Source organism: Ramlibacter lithotrophicus (genome assembly GCF_012184415.1).
Classification (GTDB): domain Bacteria; phylum Pseudomonadota; class Gammaproteobacteria; order Burkholderiales; family Burkholderiaceae_C; genus Ramlibacter; species Ramlibacter lithotrophicus.
In genome coordinates, this window is sequence record NZ_VTOX01000002.1 from 295,782 (window position 1) to 315,853 (window position 20,072).

15 protein-coding genes are annotated in these 20,072 nt (G+C 67.5%); 8 read left to right on the forward strand and 7 right to left on the reverse strand.

The window, feature by feature from the left end; genetic code table 11:
- Positions 1–60: 60 nt before the first annotated feature.
- Positions 61–1,299, reverse strand: a complete 1,239-nt coding sequence (locus RAMLITH_RS07455; RefSeq protein WP_168107197.1) for a pyridoxal-phosphate-dependent aminotransferase family protein — start codon at positions 1,297–1,299, stop codon at positions 61–63.
- Between the two features lie 109 nt (positions 1,300–1,408).
- On the opposite strand from RAMLITH_RS07455, the gene RAMLITH_RS07460 reads away from it, so the two are divergent.
- The 4 genes from RAMLITH_RS07460 to RAMLITH_RS26040 all read left to right on the forward strand — a co-directional run bounded on the left by RAMLITH_RS07460 (position 1,409) and on the right by RAMLITH_RS26040 (position 8,402).
- Positions 1,409–2,104, forward strand: a complete 696-nt coding sequence (locus tag RAMLITH_RS07460; protein ID WP_168106749.1) for a GntR family transcriptional regulator — start codon at positions 1,409–1,411, stop codon at positions 2,102–2,104.
- The gene (locus RAMLITH_RS07465; protein WP_168106750.1) at positions 2,101–5,286 is read left to right on the forward strand and encodes an FAD-binding and (Fe-S)-binding domain-containing protein; all 3,186 of its coding nucleotides are present in this window, start codon (positions 2,101–2,103) and stop codon (positions 5,284–5,286) included. Before RAMLITH_RS07460 ends, RAMLITH_RS07465 begins: the two co-directional genes overlap by 4 nt.
- A gap of 84 nt (positions 5,287–5,370) precedes the next feature.
- Complete coding sequence (locus tag RAMLITH_RS07470) at positions 5,371–5,982, forward strand: pyridoxamine 5'-phosphate oxidase family protein (RefSeq protein ID WP_168106751.1); 612 nt, start codon at positions 5,371–5,373, stop codon at positions 5,980–5,982.
- Between the two features lie 254 nt (positions 5,983–6,236).
- On the forward strand, positions 6,237–8,402 hold the full coding sequence (locus RAMLITH_RS26040) for an SEC-C metal-binding domain-containing protein (RefSeq protein ID WP_272954160.1): 2,166 nt from the start codon (positions 6,237–6,239) through the stop codon (positions 8,400–8,402).
- Between the two features lie 265 nt (positions 8,403–8,667).
- Here the strand turns inward: RAMLITH_RS26040 and RAMLITH_RS07480 are convergent, their stop codons facing one another.
- Positions 8,668–9,399, reverse strand: coding sequence for an NYN domain-containing protein (locus tag RAMLITH_RS07480; protein ID WP_168106752.1), 732 nt, complete (start codon positions 9,397–9,399; stop codon positions 8,668–8,670).
- 308 nt (positions 9,400–9,707) lie between these two features.
- Between RAMLITH_RS07480 and RAMLITH_RS07485 the strand changes: the two genes are divergently transcribed.
- Both RAMLITH_RS07485 and RAMLITH_RS07490 read left to right on the forward strand, forming a co-directional pair.
- Positions 9,708–11,105, forward strand: a complete 1,398-nt coding sequence (locus tag RAMLITH_RS07485; protein ID WP_168106753.1) for an aspartate ammonia-lyase — start codon at positions 9,708–9,710, stop codon at positions 11,103–11,105.
- A gap of 19 nt (positions 11,106–11,124) precedes the next feature.
- Positions 11,125–12,450, forward strand: a complete 1,326-nt coding sequence (locus tag RAMLITH_RS07490; RefSeq protein WP_168106754.1) for an anaerobic C4-dicarboxylate transporter family protein — start codon at positions 11,125–11,127, stop codon at positions 12,448–12,450.
- 364 nt (positions 12,451–12,814) lie between these two features.
- Here RAMLITH_RS07490 and RAMLITH_RS07495 read toward each other — a convergent pair whose 3' ends face one another.
- From RAMLITH_RS07495 to RAMLITH_RS07515, 5 genes are all read right to left on the reverse strand, one after another.
- A complete protein-coding gene (locus RAMLITH_RS07495) occupies positions 12,815–13,552 on the reverse strand; it encodes an ATP-binding cassette domain-containing protein (protein WP_168106755.1) in 738 nt (245 codons plus the stop codon).
- Between the two features lie 3 nt (positions 13,553–13,555).
- Positions 13,556–14,272: an ABC transporter ATP-binding protein gene (locus tag RAMLITH_RS07500; protein ID WP_168106756.1), complete on the reverse strand. Its 717-nt coding sequence runs from the start codon at positions 14,270–14,272 to the stop codon at positions 13,556–13,558.
- A 4-nt stretch (positions 14,273–14,276) separates the two neighbouring features.
- The gene (locus RAMLITH_RS07505) at positions 14,277–15,158 is read right to left on the reverse strand and encodes a branched-chain amino acid ABC transporter permease (RefSeq protein WP_168106757.1); all 882 of its coding nucleotides are present in this window, start codon (positions 15,156–15,158) and stop codon (positions 14,277–14,279) included.
- Between the two features lie 11 nt (positions 15,159–15,169).
- Entirely contained in the window at positions 15,170–16,144 is a 975-nt protein-coding gene (locus RAMLITH_RS07510; RefSeq protein WP_420376896.1) for a branched-chain amino acid ABC transporter permease, read from the reverse strand.
- A gap of 87 nt (positions 16,145–16,231) precedes the next feature.
- Complete coding sequence (locus RAMLITH_RS07515) at positions 16,232–17,167, reverse strand: LysR substrate-binding domain-containing protein (protein WP_168106759.1); 936 nt, start codon at positions 17,165–17,167, stop codon at positions 16,232–16,234.
- Positions 17,168–17,346: 179 nt separating this feature from the next.
- Between RAMLITH_RS07515 and RAMLITH_RS07520 the strand changes: the two genes are divergently transcribed.
- Positions 17,347–18,528, forward strand: coding sequence for an amino acid ABC transporter substrate-binding protein (locus RAMLITH_RS07520; protein WP_420376897.1), 1,182 nt, complete (start codon positions 17,347–17,349; stop codon positions 18,526–18,528).
- A gap of 2 nt (positions 18,529–18,530) precedes the next feature.
- On the forward strand, positions 18,531–19,925 hold the full coding sequence (locus RAMLITH_RS07525) for an amidase family protein (RefSeq protein ID WP_168106760.1): 1,395 nt from the start codon (positions 18,531–18,533) through the stop codon (positions 19,923–19,925).
- Positions 19,926–20,072: the final 147 nt, after the last annotated feature.

Below are 20,072 nucleotides of genomic sequence, written 5' to 3' on the forward strand. Positions count from 1 at the left end.
CAGGGGCCGTGGCGGAGGCGGGTCGGGCGGCTTTCAGAGCCGGCCTCGCCCGCGGCGCCATCATGCCGCCTTCGGCGCCGGCTGCGAAGCAAAAAACTCCATGGCCGCCTGCACGCCCGAGCCGGCCAGCTTGACGCCGGCGAGCTTCAGGCCCATCTCGCAGCCGGCCAGCGCCGCCATCAGCGTGAGGTCGTTGCAGTCGCCCAGGTGCCCGATGCGGAACATCCGGCCCTTGACCTTGCCCAGGCCCGTCCCCAGCGAGCAGTCGAAGCGCTCGTAGACGATCTTGCGCACCGCGTCCGCGTCGACGCCGTCGGGCATCATTACGCCGGTGAGCACCGGCGAGTAGACGGCCGGATCGGCGCACTGGATGTCCAGGCCCCACGCGCGCACCGCCGCGCGCACGCCTTCGCCCCAGCGGCCGTGGCGCGCGAAAGCGCCCGCCAGGCCGCCATGCTCGGCCGCCAGCAACATGTCGCAGGCTTCGGCCAAGCCGTACAAGAGGTTGGTGTTGGGCGTGTACGGCCAGTAGCCGCCCTGGTTCATCTCGACGATCTCGTCCCAGGCCCAGAACGCCTTGGGGAGTTTCGCGCTGCGGCTCGCCTCCAGCGCCTTGGGCGACACCGCGTTGAAACTGATGCCCGGCGGCAGCATCAGCCCCTTCTGGGAGCCGCTGATGGTGACGTCGACACCCCACTCGTCGTGACGGTAGTCGGCGCAGGCCAGCCCGGAAATGCTGTCCACCATCAGCAGCGCCGGGTGCTTGGCTGCATCGATGGCGCGCCGCACCGCCAGGATGTCGCTGGTGGCGCCGGTGGAGGTCTCGTTGTGCACGACGCACACCGCCTTGATCGAATGCTGCCGGTCGGCGCGCAGGCGTTCCTCGATCAGGTCGGCCTGGACGCCGCGGCGCCAACTCGCGGCCTCGGGCATCCGGTCGTCGCCGCCGCGGTACGCGAGGAACTCGGCTTCCAGGCCGAGACGGGTCGCCATCTTCTTCCACAGGCTCGCGAAATGGCCGGTCTCGTACATCAGCACGTGGTCGCCGGGGCTCATGGTGTTGGCCAGTGCCGCTTCCCACGCGCCGGTACCGGACGCCGGATAGATCACCACCGGGTGCTGCGTCTGGAAGACCTGCTTGATCCCCTTGAGCACGCGCAGCCCCAGCGCGCCGAACTCCGGGCCGCGGTGATCGATGGTCGGCAGGCTCATGGCCCGCAGGATCCGGTCGGGCACCGGCGACGGGCCCGGAATCTGCAGGAAGTGGCGGCCGGTGGGATGGAAGTCGAGCGTCAGCATGGCGGGCTTTCGAGGGTTGGTCATTTTTTGCATACAAAATTCAGTTGTCAAGCGGGGTAGCTCTTGCCGTGGCGCGCCTTTTCGAACCTTTTTGCATACAATCCGCCGCATGAGTGCCGACGTCATCTCCATTCCGCGGGCCGCGCTGCACGAGCAGGTCGCGATGCGCCTGCGCGAGATGCTGGTGGAAGGACGGATCGCGCCGGGCGCGAAGCTGAACGAGCGCGAACTCGCCGAGAGCCTGCAGGTGTCGCGCACGCCCTTGCGCGAGGCCATCAAGATGCTGGCGGCCGAGGGCCTGGTCGAACTGCTGCCCAACCGGGGCGCCGTGGCGGTGTCGCTGAGCGAGCAGGACGTGCTGAACACCTTCGAGGTGATGGCCGGCCTGGAAGCGCTGTCGGGGGAACTGGCGGCGCAGCGCATCACCGCCAGCGAGCTCGCCGAGATCAAGGCGATGCACTTCGAGATGCTGGCCGCCTACACCCGCGCCGACCTCTCCGCCTACTATCGCATCAATGCCCAGATCCACCGTGCCATCAACGCGGCCGCGAAGAACCCGGTGCTGGGTGCCACGTACAACCAGGTCAACGCCCGGTTGCAGGCCCTGCGGTTCCGGTCCAACCAGGACGGCGCGAAATGGAAGCGCGCCGTCAAGGAGCACGAGCAGATGATCGACGCCCTCACCGCCCGGGATCCGGCCGCCATGCGCGCGGTCCTGCTCACCCACCTGTGCAACAAGCGCGACGTCGTGCTGGAGCAGTTGCGCCGGGAAGCCCCGCCGCCGGCCGCGGGAGGCCGGTCATGAACGCCCCGCTGCCGGTCAACGTCGCGGCGGGCGGCGCCGCGGGTGCCTACGAGACCGTCGCACGGGCCAGCAACGAAGTCGCGGGCCAGTTGGCGCGGCGCCTGGCGGCGGAAACCCAAGGCGACGTGCTCTTTTCCGCGGCCGACCGGGGCCGCTACGCCACCGACGCCTCGATCTACCAGGTGCTGCCGGTCGGCGTGTTCGTGCCGCGCGCGAGCGCCGACGTGAAGCTGGCGCTGGACATCTGCCGCGACCTGCAGGTGCCGATCGTGCCGCGCGGCGGCGGCACCAGCCAGTGCGGCCAGACCGTGGGCGCGGGACTGGTGATCGACCACTCGCGGCACGTGCGCAACATCCTGCAGTTCGACGCCGACCATCGCACCGTGGAGGTGGAACCGGGCATCGTGCTGGACCACCTCAACGCGGCGCTGAAGCAGTCCGGCCTGTGGTATCCGGTGGACGTGTCCACCAGCGCCCAGGCGACGCTGGGCGGCATGGCGGGCAACAACTCGTGCGGAAGCCGCAGCATCGCCTACGGCAACATGGTGCACAACGTGCTGGGCGCCCAGGCCTGGACCTCGGACGGCGAGCTGCACCGGTTCGGACGCTTCGACGAGAGCTCCGGCACGGCGCGCCGGCTCGGCGAGCAGGTGCGCGAGCTCGCGCTGCAACTGGCGCCCGAGATCGAGCGGCGCTGGCCCAGGGTGCTGCGTCGCGTCGGCGGCTACAACCTGGACATCTTCCACAACCAGAACGAGCGGCCGTACACCGGCGACGGTTCGGTGAACCTGGCGCACCTGCTGGTCGGCAGCGAAGGCACGCTGGCCGTGACCAGGTCGCTGACGCTCAGGCTGTCGGAGCTGCCCCGCACCAAGGTCCTGGGGGTCGTGAACTTCCCGACCTTCTACAAGGCGATGGACACGGCGCAGCACATCGTGAAGCTGGCCGGCGACGCCGGTGCCACGCTGACGGCGGTGGAACTGGTCGACCGCACGATGATCGAGCTGTCGCTGCAGAACCCCGCCTTCGCGGCCGTGATCCGCACGGCGGTGATCGGCCAGCCCGACGCCGTGCTGCTGGTGGAATTCGCCGGCGCCGACAAGGCGGTGCTGGTGCGCAAGCTGGACCAGCTGGTGGAGCTGATGGGCGACCTGGGCCTGCCCGGCTCGGTCGTGCGCATGACCGAGGACGCGCCGCAGAAGAACCTGTGGGAGGTGCGCAAGGCGGGCCTCAACATCATGATGAGCCTCAAGGGCGACGGCAAGCCGGTGAGCTTCATCGAGGACTGCGCCGTGCCGCTGGAGCACCTGGCCGAATACACCGACGCGCTGACGCAGGTGTTCCGCAAGTACGGCAGCCGCGGCACCTGGTACGCCCATGCCTCGGTCGGCACGCTGCATGTGCGGCCCATCCTCGACATGCGGCACGACGGCGCGGCCAAGATGCGCGCGATCGCCGAGGAGGCGTCGGCGCTGGTGGCCCGCTACAAGGGCGCTTACAGCGGCGAGCACGGCGACGGCCTGTGCCGCGGCGAGTGGATCGGCTGGCAGTTCGGCCCGAAGATCAACGAAGCCTTCGCCCGGATCAAGACGCTGTTCGACCCGGCGCGCCTGCTGTGCCCGCAGCGCATCGTCAATCCGCCGCGCATGGACGACACGCGGCTGATGCGGTTTCCGCCCAGCTACCGGGTGATCGCGCTGCAGCCGGCCCTGGACTGGAGCGGGTGGAACGTGCAGAACGACCCGGCCACCGAGCGCATCAGCCCCGCCGGCACCGGCGGCGATCCGTCCTTCGGCTTCGCCAAGGCGGTGGAGATGTGCAACAACAACGGGCACTGCCGCAAGTTCGACGCTGGGACCATGTGCCCGAGCTACCGCGTCACGCGCGAGGAGAAGCACTCCACCCGCGGCCGTGCCAACACGCTGCGGCTCGCGCTGTCGGGCCAGCTCGGCACGCGGCCGGCGGCGGGCAACGGCAATGGCCGCCAGCAGGGGGACACCTGGCTGCAGTCCACGTCCTTCGCCAACAGCGTCAGCGCCCTCGACGCGGCGGCGCCCAGCCATGCCGGCACCTGGGACGACGATGCGCTGGAGGCCGTGAAGGACGCGCTGGACCTGTGCGTCAGCTGCAAGGGCTGCAAGCGCGACTGCCCCACGGGCGTCGACATGGCGAAGATGAAGGTCGAATTCCTCGCCCAGTACAAGGCGCGGCACGGCTTCACGATCAAGGACAAGCTGGTCGGCGGGCTGCCCGACTACGCAGCGCAGGCCAGCCGCTTCGCCGGGCTGCTGAACCTGCGCAACGGCAGCCCGTGGATCGCGAAGGCCGGCGAGAAGCTGCTGGGGCTGTCGGCACGGCGCAGCCTGCCGCAGTGGCAGTCGCGGCATTTCTTCAACACGCCCGCCCCCACGGCCACGCGCGAGCAGGTGCTGGTCGCCGCGCGTCCGGTGGTGTTGTTCGTCGACACGTTCAACGGCTACTTCGAGTCGCCCAATGCCGCCGCCGCGCTGCAGGTGCTGCAGGCGGCGGGGTACACGGTGCACGTCGCGGCCAAGCTGCAGCCCGATGGCAAGCACTTGTGCTGCGGCCGGACCTACCTGTCCAGCGGGATGGTCGACAAGGCCAAGGCCAAGGCACGCGAGGTGCTCGACGCCCTGCTGCCGTTTGCCGAACGCGACATCCCGATCGTCGGCCTGGAGCCCTCCTGCCTGCTCACGCTGCGCGACGAGATGCTGTCCATGGGCCTGGGCGACGGTGCGGCCCGGCTGGCCAAGGGCGCCATGCTGTTCGAGGAGTTCCTGGCGCGCGAAGCGAAGCACGGCAAGCTCGAAGGGCTCAAGGGCCGCCTGCGGCCCCTGGAGCAGCGCGTGCTGCTGCACGGTCACTGCCACCAGAAGGCGTTTGCCGCGACCGCGCCCATCCTGGAAGTGCTGCGCCTGATCCCCGGCGCGCAGCCGGAGATGATCGAATCGAGCTGCTGCGGGATGGCGGGCAGTTTCGGCTACGAGGCCGCCCATCACGAGGTGTCCATGGCGATGGCCGAACTGAGCCTGTTGCCGGCGCTGCGCAAGGACCCCGGCGCGGTGGTGGTCGCCGACGGCACCAGCTGCCGGCACCAGATCCGCGACGGCGCGCAGCGCGAGGCGGTGCACGCGGCGGTGCTGCTGGCGCGGCAGTTGTAGCCGACGCGGGCGGCACTCGCCGCGCGGCGGCGGACCTCGCGCCCCCCGGTGCGCTGGCTATCATGGCAGGCACAGGAGGCCGTCATGTCCGCGCACACCATCCGCACACTGGAGCAGTTGCAGGCGCTCTACGCGCCCGTCGGCGAAGCGTCGATCCGCAAGGAAGTCGACCACGTGCATCCGCTGTATCGTGCGCTGATCGAGGCCTCCCCGTTCGCGGTGCTGGCGACCTCGGGACCGGAAGGGCTGGACGCGTCGCCGCGCGGCGATCCGCCGGGCTTCGTGATCGTGCAGGACGAGCACACGCTGCTGGTGCCCGAGCGGCGCGGCAACAACCGCATCGACGGCCTGCGCAACATCCTCACCGATCCGCGCGTCGCGCTGCTGTTCCTGGTGCCAGGCAACGGCGAGACGCTGCGCGTGAACGGCACCGCCACGATCTCGGTCGATCCTGAACTCCTCGACCGCTGCGCCATGCAAGGCAAGCGGCCCCAGTGCGTACTGGTGGTGCAGGTGCAGACGGTGTTCTTCCAGTGCGCGCGGGCGATCCAGCGGTCGCGGCTGTGGGATGCGGGTCTGCCGCGGCGGAAGGTGCCGAGCGCGGGAGCGATCCTGGAGGCGCTCACGGACGGCGGCATCGAGGCCGGGCCATACGACGAGCAACTGCCGGGGCGGCAGGCGGCGACGCTGTATTAGCCGGCTGAAGGCTCGCAGGTCCTATAGGCGCGAGAGGCTCGGTTCACTACCGACATGTGGCGACAGCCTCGGCCGGGAGCGGACGTCTCCGGGTTGCGACTGCGGTCCTCTCGCTGCCGATCTTGCAGACGGCACGAAAGACCGCTTTGCAGCGGTTGCTGCCGGTGATGGGCGCACCTTGAACCCACCGTCTCTGTCACATTGCGGTCATCCGGGTGCGCAACCTCGCAGGCGGGGCGCGGGAGAATGTCGACATGACTCCTCAAGACATCCGGTCCGAAGCTGACGTATTTGCCGACCTGGCACGGTTGTGCCGCAGCCCAGGATACGTCCACGCCTTCGCTCACCTGTGCTGGCGCGACAACCTAGTTCGCTACGCCGGCCAGATGAAGCCGGAGGACATGCAAAAGCTGTTCGCCCCGGATCGTTTGATCCGTACCGAACTGTCGACTCTGCTGGGCCAGATGGTGCAGGCACCGTGGCAGGGCCCACACCCCGGCGCCGACGCAGTACGCGCGCTGATCGCGCAAACCGACACGTTGATGCACCAACTGCACTACAGCATGCCGGGCAGTCTGGGCCAGTGGGCGGTTGATAAGGACGGGCTGCCGGACATGCTGGACGCCTACAGGCGCGGCGCGGCGTTGCGTGAGCCGATTTTCTACGGCGGTGAGTCAGCGTACATTTTCCAGTACCGCGACCTCAGCGTCCCCAAGTACGCCGCCGACAACGCCTGGATGCTGGCCAACAAGGGTTTCGAGATCGCGGACGCTTATGCGGTGGTTCAAGCGATCGCACGACTGCAGGACGAGAAAGCCACCCGTTTGTGGAATGCATCCCGCCACCCGGGCGACTGGCTCGGCGTCGACCTGCTGGCTTCCTATACGTTCAGCGAGGCCGAAATCGCCCAACGCAGCGCGGTGCCGGTGGCGCGCGTGCAGGCTGTGCTGGCAGCTTTCACCCTTGCCGATGACAACGCGTCCTTCACATCTCTGGCGGGACTAAATGCCATCTACGCCCAGCCGCTGCTGGCCGCCGGTAGCGAGTCGGTCTTGCAGTTCCTGCCATATGCCTCGGCCGAGGCGCTGTACGAATCGCCCTACTACTGGATGATGGAGGACAAGACGTACCGTGCCACCGCAGCGATTCATCGTGGAGAGTTCACCGAGGCATTCGCGGTAAGGCGCTTGCGGAAGGTCTTCGGGGACGGCCGGGTGCATCACAGTGTTCGTCTGGTCAAGAAAAAAGGTGAGCTAGCCGGCGAGATCGACGCCCTTGTGGTCTACGGTAACCGGCTGATAGTGGTGCAGGTCAAGTCCAAGCGTCTCACGCAGGAGGCACGAAAGGGCAATGACCAAAAGCTGCAGGATGACTTTGCCAAGGCAATCCAGGAGGCATATGACCAGGGCCAGTCATGCGCGGAGCTAATCCTTGATGGTCATTGTGATCTCACGTTGCCGGACGGCCAGGCGCTAGCCTTACCGGCGCCACCTCAAGAGATATTCCTGTTCACAGTGGTGGCCGACCACTACCCCGCTCTCTCATTCCAGGCAGGCCAGTTCCTAAAGACGCGGGAGCATCCCAAGGTCCGCTCGCCGTTCGTGATGGACGTGTTCCTGCTCGACGCGATGACCGAAATGCTGGAGTCGCCGCTGCGGTTTTTAACCTATGTCGCTCTGCGCGCCCGACACGCCGACCGTCTGGTCATCAGCCACGAACTCACGGCCCTCGGCTATCACCTGAAGATGAATTTGTGGCTGGAAGAAGGTGTGTCTATGGCCATGCTGCAGGACGACTTGGCAGCCGATCTAGATCTGTCCATGTCCGTGCGCCGCGATGGGGTCATCGGCCCATGGAGTCCGCCGGGGATCCTGACCAAGTTCGCCGGCACCCGGTTCGGAAACCTACTTGAGCAGTTGGAAGGCAAGGCCGACGAAGGCCTGGTGGACATGGGGATGTTGTTGATGACGATCGGGGAAGAAACCTGCCGCTCAATCGACGAGCGGCTGGGAATCATCACTCAGATGTCGCGAAGAGATGGCCGGCGGCACGACTTCACGATCGGAGTCGGTTCCGCCAGAGAGGGCGTCACGTTCCATTGCAATCCGGCTCCGAAGGACGAGGACCGCGATGTGATGGCGGCCTACTGTTACGGACGTAAATACGTTCAAAAGGCGGATCGGTGGTTTGGCCTATCCATTGACCCTGCGGGCCAGCTTCAGTTTGGGTTAGCGCTGGATTTTCCCTGGGAGCATTCTCCGGACATGGAGGCGCGCACGGCGTCCATGCGGCGCAAGTCCCATGTCTCGCTCGCCCCACCCGTTGTGCGGCCCGTACGCACGGAACCGAAGATCGGGCGTAACGATCTGTGCACGTGCGGCAGCGGCAAGAAGTACAAGAGGTGCTGCCTCAATACTTGATGAAGGCGCCGAAGCCATCCTTCGGATGCGCTCTGCAGTTTGATGCCGGTGGTGTGCCTCAGGAGGTCATGCAGTCACCCAAGACAGCGCTTGGCGAGGGACCGGATGACCTCGATCGCTGTCGTTTAGGCGCGGATCGCGAACGTCCGAGTTCAGTCTTCAACGGACATTCAAGTTGGCGCCACGACGGGCAGCTCATGGCCGGAAGCGGCCGTACTCCAGCGAGACATCTACGCCGTGACGTTCGGTTCGGTCCCCTGAGACTTCACGACCGACAATGGCCGCCTGCCTCCTGCTGCAATGTGAGCAGGTCATAGGTCCTGATCATGTTGAGTAGGCCCGAATGCCCGTAGGTCTGAGGCGAGAACGCGGGATCGGTGCGCTTCAGGTACGAGCCGAGCGCGCCCAAGCTCACCTTGCCTTCGGATGCTCCGCCCGCGAGCAGGTCGACTGCATCCACCACGAACTTCGGGCGGCGCTTGACCACAAGTTTGGCTGGCTCCGCCCCCTCCACCGGCTGCTTGTTTACCGTCTCCGCGGCTGCCGAGGCCTCCGCTGGCGAGGCGATCGAAGGACTCCATTCGAAGAATTGGTCGCTGGCATTTCTGAGCGCATCCGGAGTCTTTGCCTCGCCGACGATGTACACGGTTGCCCCACGCTCGCGAAGCTTCCTGCAAAGGTAGGCAAAGTCGGAGTCACTTGTTACGAGACAGAACGTGTCCGCGCGACCGTCGAACATTGCTTCCATCGCGTCAAGGGTCAGTGCTATATCGGAAGTGTTCTTGGCCGCGGCGTATTGGTACTGCAGGCATGGAGTGAACGCCAGACGTACTAGTGCCGCCTGCCACCTATTCGCCAGCGCCTGATGGTTGCCGTATCCGCGACGCAGAACCACCCTCCCAAACTGCGCGACCACTCGCAGTGCGTGCTCCGCAGCTCCCGGCTCCAAGTTCTCGCAGTCCACCAAGACAGCGACACGACCTTCTGCACCTGACATACCGCATCCTTCGCTTCAGTACGACTCATGCTAGCGGGGGCGGACGGGAACCGCCACATTCGGAGACGCCGGACGGGTTCACATGCAGCGTGCGCCCCACAGTTCCGCTCCCGGCCCAAAGCGAACCTCGCGCAAACTCCTCATCGTCGCCATCCAGACATCGGCGGCGCCCGCGCGCGCCCGCATGCGCGGCCAACATAAGGCCATGCCCAATCGGCTGCGCCCGGCGGCCGGGCGCTTGAGGCAAGGCAAATGGCCCCCGCATTCCCTCTCCAAGAATCAGGACAACGACACAGCGAAAGGGCAATGTGAGGACCGAAAAAGACTTCCTGGGCGAGCGCGCCATTCCCGGGGGCGCCTATTACGGCGTGCAGACGCAGCGCGGCATGGACAACTTCCGCATCACGGGCGTGCCGATGTCGGCCGAGCCCCAATTCGTGCGCGCCTTCGGCTACGTGAAGAAGGCCGCGGCGCTCGCCAACCGCGATCTCGGCGTGCTCGAGCCCGCCATCGCCGATGCGATCGTGGCCGGCTGCGACCGGCTCATCGCCGGCGAGATGCGCGACCAGTTCCTCACCGACTTCATCCAGGGCGGGGCCGGCACGTCGACCAACATGAACGCCAACGAGGTCATCGCGAACCTCGCGCTGGAACACCTGGGCCGCGAGAAAGGCCAATACCAGTTCGTGAGCCCGAACGATCACGTCAACTTCGGCCAGTCGACCAACGACGTCTACCCCACGGCGTTCCGCCTCGCGCTGATCCTGCGGCTCGCGAGCTACATGGACGCCCTGACGAGCCTGCAGCAAGCCTTCTTCGCCAAGGGCAGGGAGTTCGAACGGGTGCTGAAGATGGGGCGCACGCACCTGCAGGACGCCGTGCCCATGTCGCTCGGCCAGGAATTCCACGGCTGGGGCACCACCCTCGGCGAGGAGGTGCAGCGGATCGCGGAGGTGCGGCAACTGCTGCACGAAATCAACCTGGGCGCCACCGCGATCGGGACCATGGTGACCGCCGCCCCGGGTTATCCGGAGCTGGCGACGCGCTACCTGTCCGAGCTCACCGGCCAGAAATTCATCCTGGCCGGTGACTTGGTGGAGGCCACCTCGGACACCGGCGCCTACGTGCTGCTCTCCGGCGTGCTGAAGCGCACCTCGTCCAAGCTCACGAAGATCTGCAACGACCTGCGCCTGCTCGCCTCCGGCCCGCGCTGCGGCTTCAACGAGATCAACCTGCCGCAGATGCAGCCCGGCTCCTCGATCATGCCCGGCAAGGTCAACCCGGTGATCCCGGAAGTGGTCAACCAGGTCGGCTTCCTCGTGATCGGCCTGGACCTGACGGTGACCCTGGCCGCCTCCGCTGGCCAGTTGCAGCTGAACGTAATGGAGCCGGTGATCACGTACGCGCTCTTCACCTCGATCTCGACGATGGAGAACGCGGTCAACAGCCTGCGCGTCAACTGCGTGGACGGCATCACCGCGAACGCCGAGCGCACGCGCGACATGGTGCTGAACTCGCTGGGCATCGTCACCGTGCTCAAGCCCAGGCTCGGCTACAAGCTGTGCGCCGAGGTCGCCCGCGAGGGTTTCAACACGGGCAAGTCACTGCACGACATCGTGGTGACCGAGCGCGGGCTGCTCACGCAGGCTGAATGGGAGAAGGTCTTCTCCTTCGACAACCTGATCCGTCCCGAATTCACCAACTGAAAACAGGAGGGCGGAGCCTATGACATCCATCATTCTTCTTCAATTCGCCGTCGTGCTGGGCGCCATCTGGCTCGGCGCGCGCTCGGCCGGCGTCGGCCTTGGCTTATGGGGCGGGGTCGGCCTGCTGGTGCTGGTGGTGGCCTTCGGCATCAACCCCACGTCGCCGCCGGTCGACGTGATGCTGATCATCCTGGCCGTGATCATGGCGGCCTCGGTGATGGACGCCGCCGGGGGCATCGACTTCCTGGTGCGGATCGCCGAGCGCATCATCCGCGCGAACCCGAAGTACGTGACCATCGTGGCGCCGTTGACCACGTGGACCTTCACCTTCCTCGCCGGCACCGGCCACATCGTCTATCCGCTGCTGCCGGTGATCTACGAGACGGCGCACCAGAACGGCATCCGGCCCGAGCGCCCGATGGCCGTGGCCACCATCGCGTCGCAGCAGGCCATCACCGCCAGCCCGGTGGCAGCGGCCACCGCCGCGATGATCGGCCTGTTCGCCGAGAAGGGAATGGCCGACTGGGGCCTCGCGCAGATCCTGATGATCTGTGTCCCGTCGACCCTGGCCGGCGTGGTGGTCGCCGCCGTCGTCTCGATGTTCATGGGCAAGGACCTCAAGAACGACCTGGTCTACCAGCAACGCCTGAAGGACGGCCTGATCCCGCCGCCGCAGGCGATCGCCGCGCGCCCGCCGCTCAAGCCGGCCGCGAAGCGCTCCGCGCTGATCTTCCTGGCCGGCGTGGCGCTGGTGGTGGTGCTCGGCTTCTTTCCGTCGCTGCGCACGCTGCCGGGGGCCAAGTCGGCGCTGGGCATGCCGGTCGTGATCGAACTGGTCATGTTGTCCGTCGCCGCGGTGATGCTTCTGGCCACACGGGTGGCGGTCGACGACGTGCCGAAGACGGCCACGCTGCGCGCCGGCGTCGTGGCGACGATCGGCATCTTCGGCCTGGCCTGGCTCGGCGACAGCTTCATTGCGGCCAACAAGGAAGTCATCGTGCCCGCCATCGGCGAATGGGCCAAGTTCGCGCCGTGGACCTTCGCGCTGGGACTGTTCTTCGCGTCGGTGCTTCTGTACAGCCAGGCGGCGACCACCCGTGCGCTGATGCCGCTGGGCGTGGCGCTCGGCCTGCCGCCCCAGTTCCTGATCGGCATGTTCCCGGCCGTGAACGGCTACTTCTTCATTCCCACCTACGGTTCGCTGATCGCGGCGATCAACTTCGACCTCTCGGGGACCACGCGCATCGGCAAGTACGTGCTGAATCACTCCTTCATGATTCCCGGCATCGTCGCCACCGGCGTGGCCGTGGTCACCGGGCTGGCGATGGCCCGCGTGGTGTTCTGATCCGCACATGACGCGCATCGCGGGCGGCCCGAGCGGGCCGCCCGCGTTGCCCTGGCCGGGATGCTCCGGCAGGGGCTCGGCGAGAGTCGGTCAAGGTCGCCCGGACCGAAGAAGCGCTTGAACGCGGCATAGCACGCTTGCTGCCGGCAGAAGCGGGGTTCGATTCCCTCGCCCTCGCCCGCGCCATGCAGGTAGCCGCGGACGCAGTTGAGGCGGCAAAGCAGCAGGCCGGATGGCGCAAGACACCGCTTGATTCCGATACGGCCGACACCGTACTTGCCCAATGGAAGTAGTGCAGCGCGCTCGCGAGGCGGGTGCCGTTCCCGCGGGCGGCAAAGGCGCGCCGCGGTCGACTTGGCGCGACTCAGTCGATCCGGTAATTCATCCAGGACGCCACCGTTTCGCGCAGGGCGGTGCCTTCCGCGAACGCCTCGCGGCTGCCCTCGGCCTTGTTGCGGCCCAGCTCCAGGATGTACATGTAGTCCGAAACTTCCGCGCAGCGCCGCACGTTCTGGTCGACCAGCACCACGGTCCGCCCTTCGTCCGCCAGTTGCCGGATGAGCCGGTAGATCTCGTGTGAAATCTTGGGCGCGAGCATCGCCGTGGGTTCGTCGAACAGGACGACCGATGGATCCAGCAGCAGGGCTCGCGCGATTTCCACGAACCGTTGCTGCCCGCCGCTCAGGCTGGCCGCGAGCGCGGCGCGCTTCTGCGCGAGGGCCGGAAAGCGCTCGTAAGCCCCTTCCAGGCGCTGCTTCACGAGCGGCTTGTCGCGGCGAAACGACCAGCAACCGAGCAGCAGGTTGTCCTCCACCGACAGGCCGCCGAACAGGCTGCGGTTCTGCGGCACGACGGCGACGCCCAGGGCGGCACGGGCGTGCGAAGGCGAGTCGGTGACGTCGGCGTCGCCCAGGCGGATGCTGCCGGCGCGCGGCCGCAGGAAGCCGAACATCGTCTTGAGCGCCGTGGACTTTCCGGCACCGTTGGGGCCGATGATGCCGGTCACGCGGCCAGGCTCCGCGCGCACCGTGACGCCGTCCAGCACCGTGATGTCGCCGTGGTAGGCGACGGTCACGCCTTCGAGGCAGAGGGACTGCGGCACGGGTCAGGCTCCCAGGTACGCTTCGACCACCGCGGGGTCGCGGCGGACATGGTCGGCGTCGCCCTGGCTCAGGATCGCGCCTTCGTTCATCACGACGATGTGGTCGGACAGCTGGTAGATCGACGTCAGGTCGTGCGACACCAGCACCACCGAGCAGTCGTGTTCGGCCGGAATCTTGCGGATCACGGTGATGAGGAGTTGCGCCAGGCGCGGATTGACGCCAGCGAACGGTTCGTCCAGCAGGATCAGGTGCGGCCGGGTCACCATGATGCGGGCCAGCTCCAGCAGCTTCTGCTGGCCGCCGGAGAGTTCCTCGCCGTAGTTGTGCCGCAGGTCGAAGAGCTCCACTTCGCGCAGCCAGTGCTCGGTCTGGTCCGCGACCTCGTCGGCGGAACGGCCCAGCGGAATCTGCGGCACCTCCAGGTTGTCCAGCAACGTCAGGCGCGGGAACACGCGGGGCACCTGGAAGGTGCGCCCGACGCCCAGCAGCGCCACCCGCTCGGGGGCGAGCCCCACCAGTTCCCTGCCATCGAGCTTGATGCTGCCCGCGTCGGCCCGGTACAGGCCGCCGATGCAGTTGAGCATGGTCGTCTTGCCGGAGCCGTTCATGCCGATCACGCCCAGCACGCTCCTGGGCGGCACCACGATGTCGATCCCGTTGAGCGCCGTGAGGCCGCCGAAGCGCTTTTGCAGGCCCTGGATGCGGAGTTCCTTGGTCATCGCGTCACCGTGCGGCGCGCCGGCCGAGAATGCCTTCCGGCCGGATGAAGATGGTGAGCACCAGCAGCGCGAAACCGATGATCAGGGCGATGGACTGGCTGAAGTACACCGCGGAGACCTGCTCCGTCACGCCGAACAGGAGGGCGCCGAGCAGCGCGCCGACCGGATGGCCGAGCCCCCCGAGCACGATGACGATGAAGCCGATCAGCGTGTAGTCACTCCCCGAGAACGGCGAGAAGGCCGGGAAGATCATGGCCACCAGCACGCCTGCCACCCCGGCCAGCGCGATGCCGATACCGAACGCAACGGCCGACAGGAGCGAGGCGTTGATGCCGACGATCTGCACCGCGTCGCGGTTCATGGTGATGGCGCGCAGTGCCTTGCCGACGGTCGTGCGATAGAGGAAGAAGGCCAGCAGCCCGACCAGCACCAGCACGACGCCGAGCGCGATCAGGCGAACCGTCGGGATCAGGATCGGTCCGAGCTTCAGGAACACCGGCTCGATGCTGTAGTTGAGGGAACGCGCGTCCGCCTCGAACGCCAGCAGCATCCCGGCGCCGAGCATGATCGACACGCCGAACATCACCAGCAGCGAGGCGGTCTCGGGGTCATCGGACCGGCCCAGGCGGGGAATGAGGACGAAGTAGAGGAGGTACCCGATGCCGAAGAAGACCGCGAACACCAGGGGTAGCGCGACGAACGGATTCAGCCCGAGAAAGTGCAGCGCCAGGAATGCGAAGTAGGCACCGAGCACCAGGAACTCGCCGTGCGCGAAATTCACCACGCGCAGCACGCCGAAGATGACGTTCAGGCCGAGGCCGATCAGCCCGTAGATGGCGCCCAGGATGATCCCGTTGACGAGGGCCTGGACGGCGAGTTGGGTCATCGTCGTCGTCCTCAGGCGATGTAGCGGCGCAGCCAGGGCTTGCGTTGCACCAGGCTGCCGAGAATGCCGCGGGGCAGGAAGAGCATCAGCAGCACGATGAAGAGGCCGAGCAGCAGCAGGTTCACGAGGGGGAAGCGCTGCCAGATGACGTGGTCGATGCCCAGCAGCACGCCGGTGCCCACCAACGGGCCGAGGACGGTGCCGAAGCCGCCGGCCATCGCATAGATGATGCTCTTGGCCGTGATCAGCACGCTGAAAGCCGCCTCCGGATCGACGACGTTCGTGTACCAGGCCTCGACCCCGCCGGCGAGCGCCGGGAAGAAGGCGGCCAGCACCCATGCCCGCAGCCGGGTCCGGGCCACCCGGATGCCGACCACGGCCGCTGCCTCGTCGTCGTCGCGGATCGCCTTCAGGGCCTTGCCCAGGGCCGACGCGGAGATCCACAGGACGGTCGCCAGCGTCATCGCGGCCACGGCCCACATGGCGTAGTAGCTGAGGATCGGGTTGTTGGCCCCCGAGAGGATGATCCCGTTGCTGCCGCCCGTGATCCTGTCGGGCAGGTTGGCCAGCACCAGCCGCACGATGCTGGCCAGAGCGAGGCTGACGATGCCGAAGTACACGCCCTTGAGCCGCAGGGTCGGTGCCAGCAGCAGCGAAAGCAGGATGCCCGCCGCGCCGGCGGCGGCGAGCGCCAGGCCGATCGGCCAGCCGGCGATCCTGTAGAGGATCCCGGTCGTGTACGCGCCGATGCCGTAGAAGACGACGAATCCGAACGGCAGGTACCCGGTGAAACCGGCCGAGATGTTCAGCGCGCTCGCCATCGTGACCCACAGCAGCAGGTAGAAAGCCAGCGAGATGTTGCTGGTCACGAGCGGCACCGCCAGCGCGCCCGCCAGGAACAGGGCGAACACGCCGCCGGCGATGCGCGTGCGCAGCGATTCGATGCGCCGGTCCTGCGCGCGCGTGGCGGCTTGCGTATCCGGGATGAGGGCCGTGGTTGTGCTCACGCTGGTCGACGCCCGTGCGGCGTCCTGGATGACGTATGGCGGCGCAGATTAACCCATAACCCGAAATTAATCCATCGGCGAAAACTCGGCGGCCGGGCTGCCGCGCCGGAACCCGTGCGCCGCCGCCACCTCGTGCAGGAGACGGGAGAACGTCGCACCGACCAGCGACCGCGGGCGCGTGCGCGAGGTGAGCGCCGTGACGTAGATCGGGATGGCCTCCCGCAGCGGCCGCGCCGCCACGTTGTGCCATGGCGCTCCCAGCACCGAATAGGGATCGACGACGGCCACGCCGGCCCCCGCGTTGACGAGCGCGCAGGCCAGGTGGGCGGCCGGGACGTCGGCCCAGAGCCGGAACGGGTGCCCGGCGCGGTGGAAGGCGTCGGCGACCAGTCGTCCGAAATGCATTTGCCGGCCCACGATGATCATCGGATGGGAGGACAGGTCGCGCAGGGACAGCCGCTGCTTGGCCGCCAGCGGGCTGTCGCGCGGCACGATGGCAACCATGCGGCCGACGCACAGCGAGGCCACGCTGAGGTTCGGGTGCTCCGCCGGCACCGAACAGACGCCGACCTCAACCTCGTCGTTCAGCACCTCGGGCACCAGCCGCTCGACCAGCGAGGAACGCAGGCGGATGGTCACCTGGGGATGCTCGCTGCCGAAGCGTGCAAGTGCCCGCGGCACCAGGGACTGGGCCAGGCTGGGACTGCACGCCACCCTCAGGTCGCCCGCGCGCTGCTCGGCCAATGCCTGGGCCAGCTCGTTTACCCGCTGCACCCCGTCGCGCGCCCGCTCGATCTCGGCCAGCAGCTCGTGCGCCTCCGGCGTCGGGTGCAGCCGGCCGCGCACGCGCTGGAACAGCCGCAGCCGCAGCTGCTGCTCGGTCAGCGAGATCATCCGGCTGATGGCTGGCTGGGTGACCGAAAGCTCCCTGGCCGCGCTGCTGATGGTGCCGGCCGACATCACCGTGCGGATCACGTCCATCTGGCGCAAGTTCAACGGCATGGCGGTTCCTCGGGGACGGTATAACACGAGGGCATGGTTTTATCAGAAAAGCTCATGCTCGACACCGGTGGCGGGTGTCGCTACGATGGCCGCGCACCTCAACACAGGAGACAAGGACCATGGGCATGATCACCAAGCGCGACTTCATTCAGCGGCTGCTGGCGTCGGGCAGCGTCGCGATGCTGGCGTCCCCCGCCGGTGTGCTGGCGCAGTCGCAGGACAAGATCCGCATCGGGATGACGGTGTCGTCCACCGGCAGCTTCGCGCTGGCATCGCAATCGGGCGTGCGGGGCGTGGAGGTGTGGGTCGACGACGTGAACCGCCGCGGCGGCATCGACGTCAAGGGCCGCAAGCTCAAGGTCGAACTGGTCAAGCTCGACGACCGCAGCGACAAGCAGATGGTCACCCGGGTCTACGAAAAACTGATCGTCGACGACAAGGTCGACCTGCTCATGGCGCCGTTTGGTTCGACGCTGACGTCGGCAGCCGCGACGGTGACCGAGCGGTTCGGCAAGTTCATGGGCGTCTGGTCGGCGGCTTCCGACGCGCTGTACCAGCAGGGTTTCAAGTACGTCGTCTCGGCCACGCAGATGCCCGTTTCGGCGATGCCGCGCGCCGGCATGGAGCTGGCCGGCAAGCTTGGCGGCAAGAAGGCGGCCATCGTCTTCTCCGATGAGCCGTTCCCCGCCGGCCTGGCGGACGGCGCGAAGGTGCAGGCCGAGAAGAACGGCATGCAGGTGGTGATGTTCGAGAAGTACCCGAAGGGCCAGAAGGACTTCAGCACCCTGCTGCAGAAGGCCAAGGCATCGGGCGCGGACGTCTTCTTCCCGACCTCGTACGAAGGCGACCTGATCAGCATGGTCCGGCAGATGAAGCAGCTGAACCTGAGCTTCCCCTTCGCATTCATGGTCTACGCGTCCACGCCGCAGTTCCAGGAGATCGGCAAGGACGCGGACTTCATCTACAGCCACACCAACTACCACCCGTCGATCAACTGGAAGGTGAACGCCGGTCTCACGCGCGAGCAGTTTGCCAAAGCCTACGAGGCGCTCTTTCCCAAGGCGGAGTTCCCGCCCGACTTCCAGACGGCGCTCGCCTATGGCGCCGGGGTCGTCGTGGAGCGGCTCATTGCCACCGCGGGATCCACGGAAGCCGTGGCGCTCAAGAAGGCGGCCATGGACCTCTCGGGCAAGCTGGTGGTGATGGCCGGTCCCTACCAGATCGACGAGACCGGCAAGCAGCTGCAGATGCCCTTCCCGGTCGTGCAGAACCAGCCCGGCAAGGGGATGATGGCCGTGTACCCCTTCGACGTGGCTAACAGCAAGCCGGTGTACCCGATCCCCGAGTGGAGCAAGCGCTGACAGTGACGGAGCTTGCGTACGCCACGCTGCGCGACCTGTCGCAGGCCCTGGCCCGCGGCGAGCTTTCGTCCACGGAGCTCGCGCGGTATTTCGTAGACCGCATTCACCGTCTCGATCCACGCCTGAATGCGTTCGTCCGGGTGGACGAGGAGTCGGTGATGCAGCAGGCGCAGGCGGCGGACTGCCGCCGGCGTGCCGGCTATGGCCTGGGGCCGCTCGACGGGGTGCCGATCGCCGTCAAGGATCTGTTCGAGGTCGAGGGCCAGTTCACCGGCGCCGGCTCCGCGGCGTTCGCGGACCGCCGCAGCACCGTGACGGCCACGGCCGTGCGCCGGCTGCTCGGCGCCGGCATGGTGGTGCTCGGCAAGACGCAGATGGTGGAGTTCGCGTTCGGCGGCTGGGGAACCAACCCGGTGCTCGGCACGCCGGTGAATCCGTGGGATGCCGCCGTGGCGCGGATCCCGGGAGGCTCCTCCAGCGGTTCGGGCGTGGCCGTGGCTGCCGGCCTGGCGCCTGCGGCGCTCGGGTCCGACACCGGCGGGTCAGTCCGCATCCCGGCGTCCCTGAACGGCATCACCGGCCTGAAGACGACGACGGGCCTGATCAGCCTGCATGGCGCCTTTCCGCTGTCGGGCACGCTCGACTCGATCGGGCCGATGACCCGCGATGCGCTGGACGCCGGCTTGCTGACCCAGGTTCTGTCCGGGGAAGACGAGAACGATCCGCGCACCCGCGGAGTTCCGGCGTTCCATGCCGCCCGCGAAAGCGCGGGCGATCTGCGGGGCGCGCGCATCTCCGTGCTGCCGGTCGAGCGCTTTCCCATCGAGGTGGCCCAGGGCGTGCTGCGCGCGTACCGCGAATTCCAGGGACTGCTCGGGGAGCTCGGGGCCATCGTCGAGGAAGTTGAGTTCCCCTTCGACTTCCATGACCTGATGCTGAGGAACGGTTCACTGATTGCCGCGGAAGCATTCGCGATCCATCGTTCGTACATCGACGACGAGGCACGGCCCTTCGGCCCCCATGTGCGCCGGCGCATCCAGGCGGGCCGGGCCATCGGCGCCGCGGACTACATCGATGCGCTCGCGCACCACCAGCACCAGCGCGCGCTGTGGAGCGACTGGATGCAGTCGCGCGATGCGCTGCTCACCCCGACGCTGCCGATGGCGGCGGCGCCGGTCGCGGAGGTCGACGAGACCGCCACGCCGCTGGCGGCCTTCACGCGGGCGGCCAACTACCTCGGTGCCTGCGGGGTGTCGCTGCCGGGCGGGTTCGAAGCGGGCCTGCCGATCGGCATGCAGTTGCTCGGCGCGCCGTACGCGGAGCGGAAGATCCTCGAGATCGCGGCGGCAGTCCAGTCCAGGTCGGACTGGCATCGGCGTCGCCCGCCTTTGGCCTGACGGCGCTGGGCGCTGACGGTGGGGTTGCTCCTGGCCGGAAGGGGACTTGCTGATTGGCGCGCCCAGTCGTCTGAACGGTGCCTCGCGCTGTGTCTCCGCGGCAGCCTAGAATGGCGTGGCTTCGCAAGCACCGAAGCATCCAACATC

Bases quoted from the DNA above. Each gene is read 5' to 3' on its own strand.
- RAMLITH_RS07505 (WP_168106757.1), bottom strand. From the start codon at position 15,158: ATGACCCAACTCGCCGTCCAGGCCCTCGTCAACGGGATCATCCTGGGC.
- RAMLITH_RS07460 (WP_168106749.1), top strand. From the start codon at position 1,409: ATGAGTGCCGACGTCATCTCCATTCCGCGGGCCGCGCTGCACGAGCAG.
- RAMLITH_RS07500 (WP_168106756.1), bottom strand. From the start codon at position 14,272: ATGACCAAGGAACTCCGCATCCAGGGCCTGCAAAAGCGCTTCGGCGGC.
- RAMLITH_RS07520 (WP_420376897.1), top strand. From the start codon at position 17,347: ATGCTGGCGTCCCCCGCCGGTGTGCTGGCGCAGTCGCAGGACAAGATC.
- RAMLITH_RS07455 (WP_168107197.1), bottom strand. From the start codon at position 1,299: ATGCTGACGCTCGACTTCCATCCCACCGGCCGCCACTTCCTGCAGATT.
- RAMLITH_RS07465 (WP_168106750.1), top strand. From the start codon at position 2,101: ATGAACGCCCCGCTGCCGGTCAACGTCGCGGCGGGCGGCGCCGCGGGT.
- RAMLITH_RS26040 (WP_272954160.1), top strand. From the start codon at position 6,237: ATGACTCCTCAAGACATCCGGTCCGAAGCTGACGTATTTGCCGACCTG.
- RAMLITH_RS07515 (WP_168106759.1), bottom strand. From the start codon at position 17,167: ATGCCGTTGAACTTGCGCCAGATGGACGTGATCCGCACGGTGATGTCG.
- RAMLITH_RS07470 (WP_168106751.1), top strand. From the start codon at position 5,371: ATGTCCGCGCACACCATCCGCACACTGGAGCAGTTGCAGGCGCTCTAC.
- RAMLITH_RS07490 (WP_168106754.1), top strand. From the start codon at position 11,125: ATGACATCCATCATTCTTCTTCAATTCGCCGTCGTGCTGGGCGCCATC.
- RAMLITH_RS07480 (WP_168106752.1), bottom strand. From the start codon at position 9,399: ATGTCAGGTGCAGAAGGTCGTGTCGCTGTCTTGGTGGACTGCGAGAAC.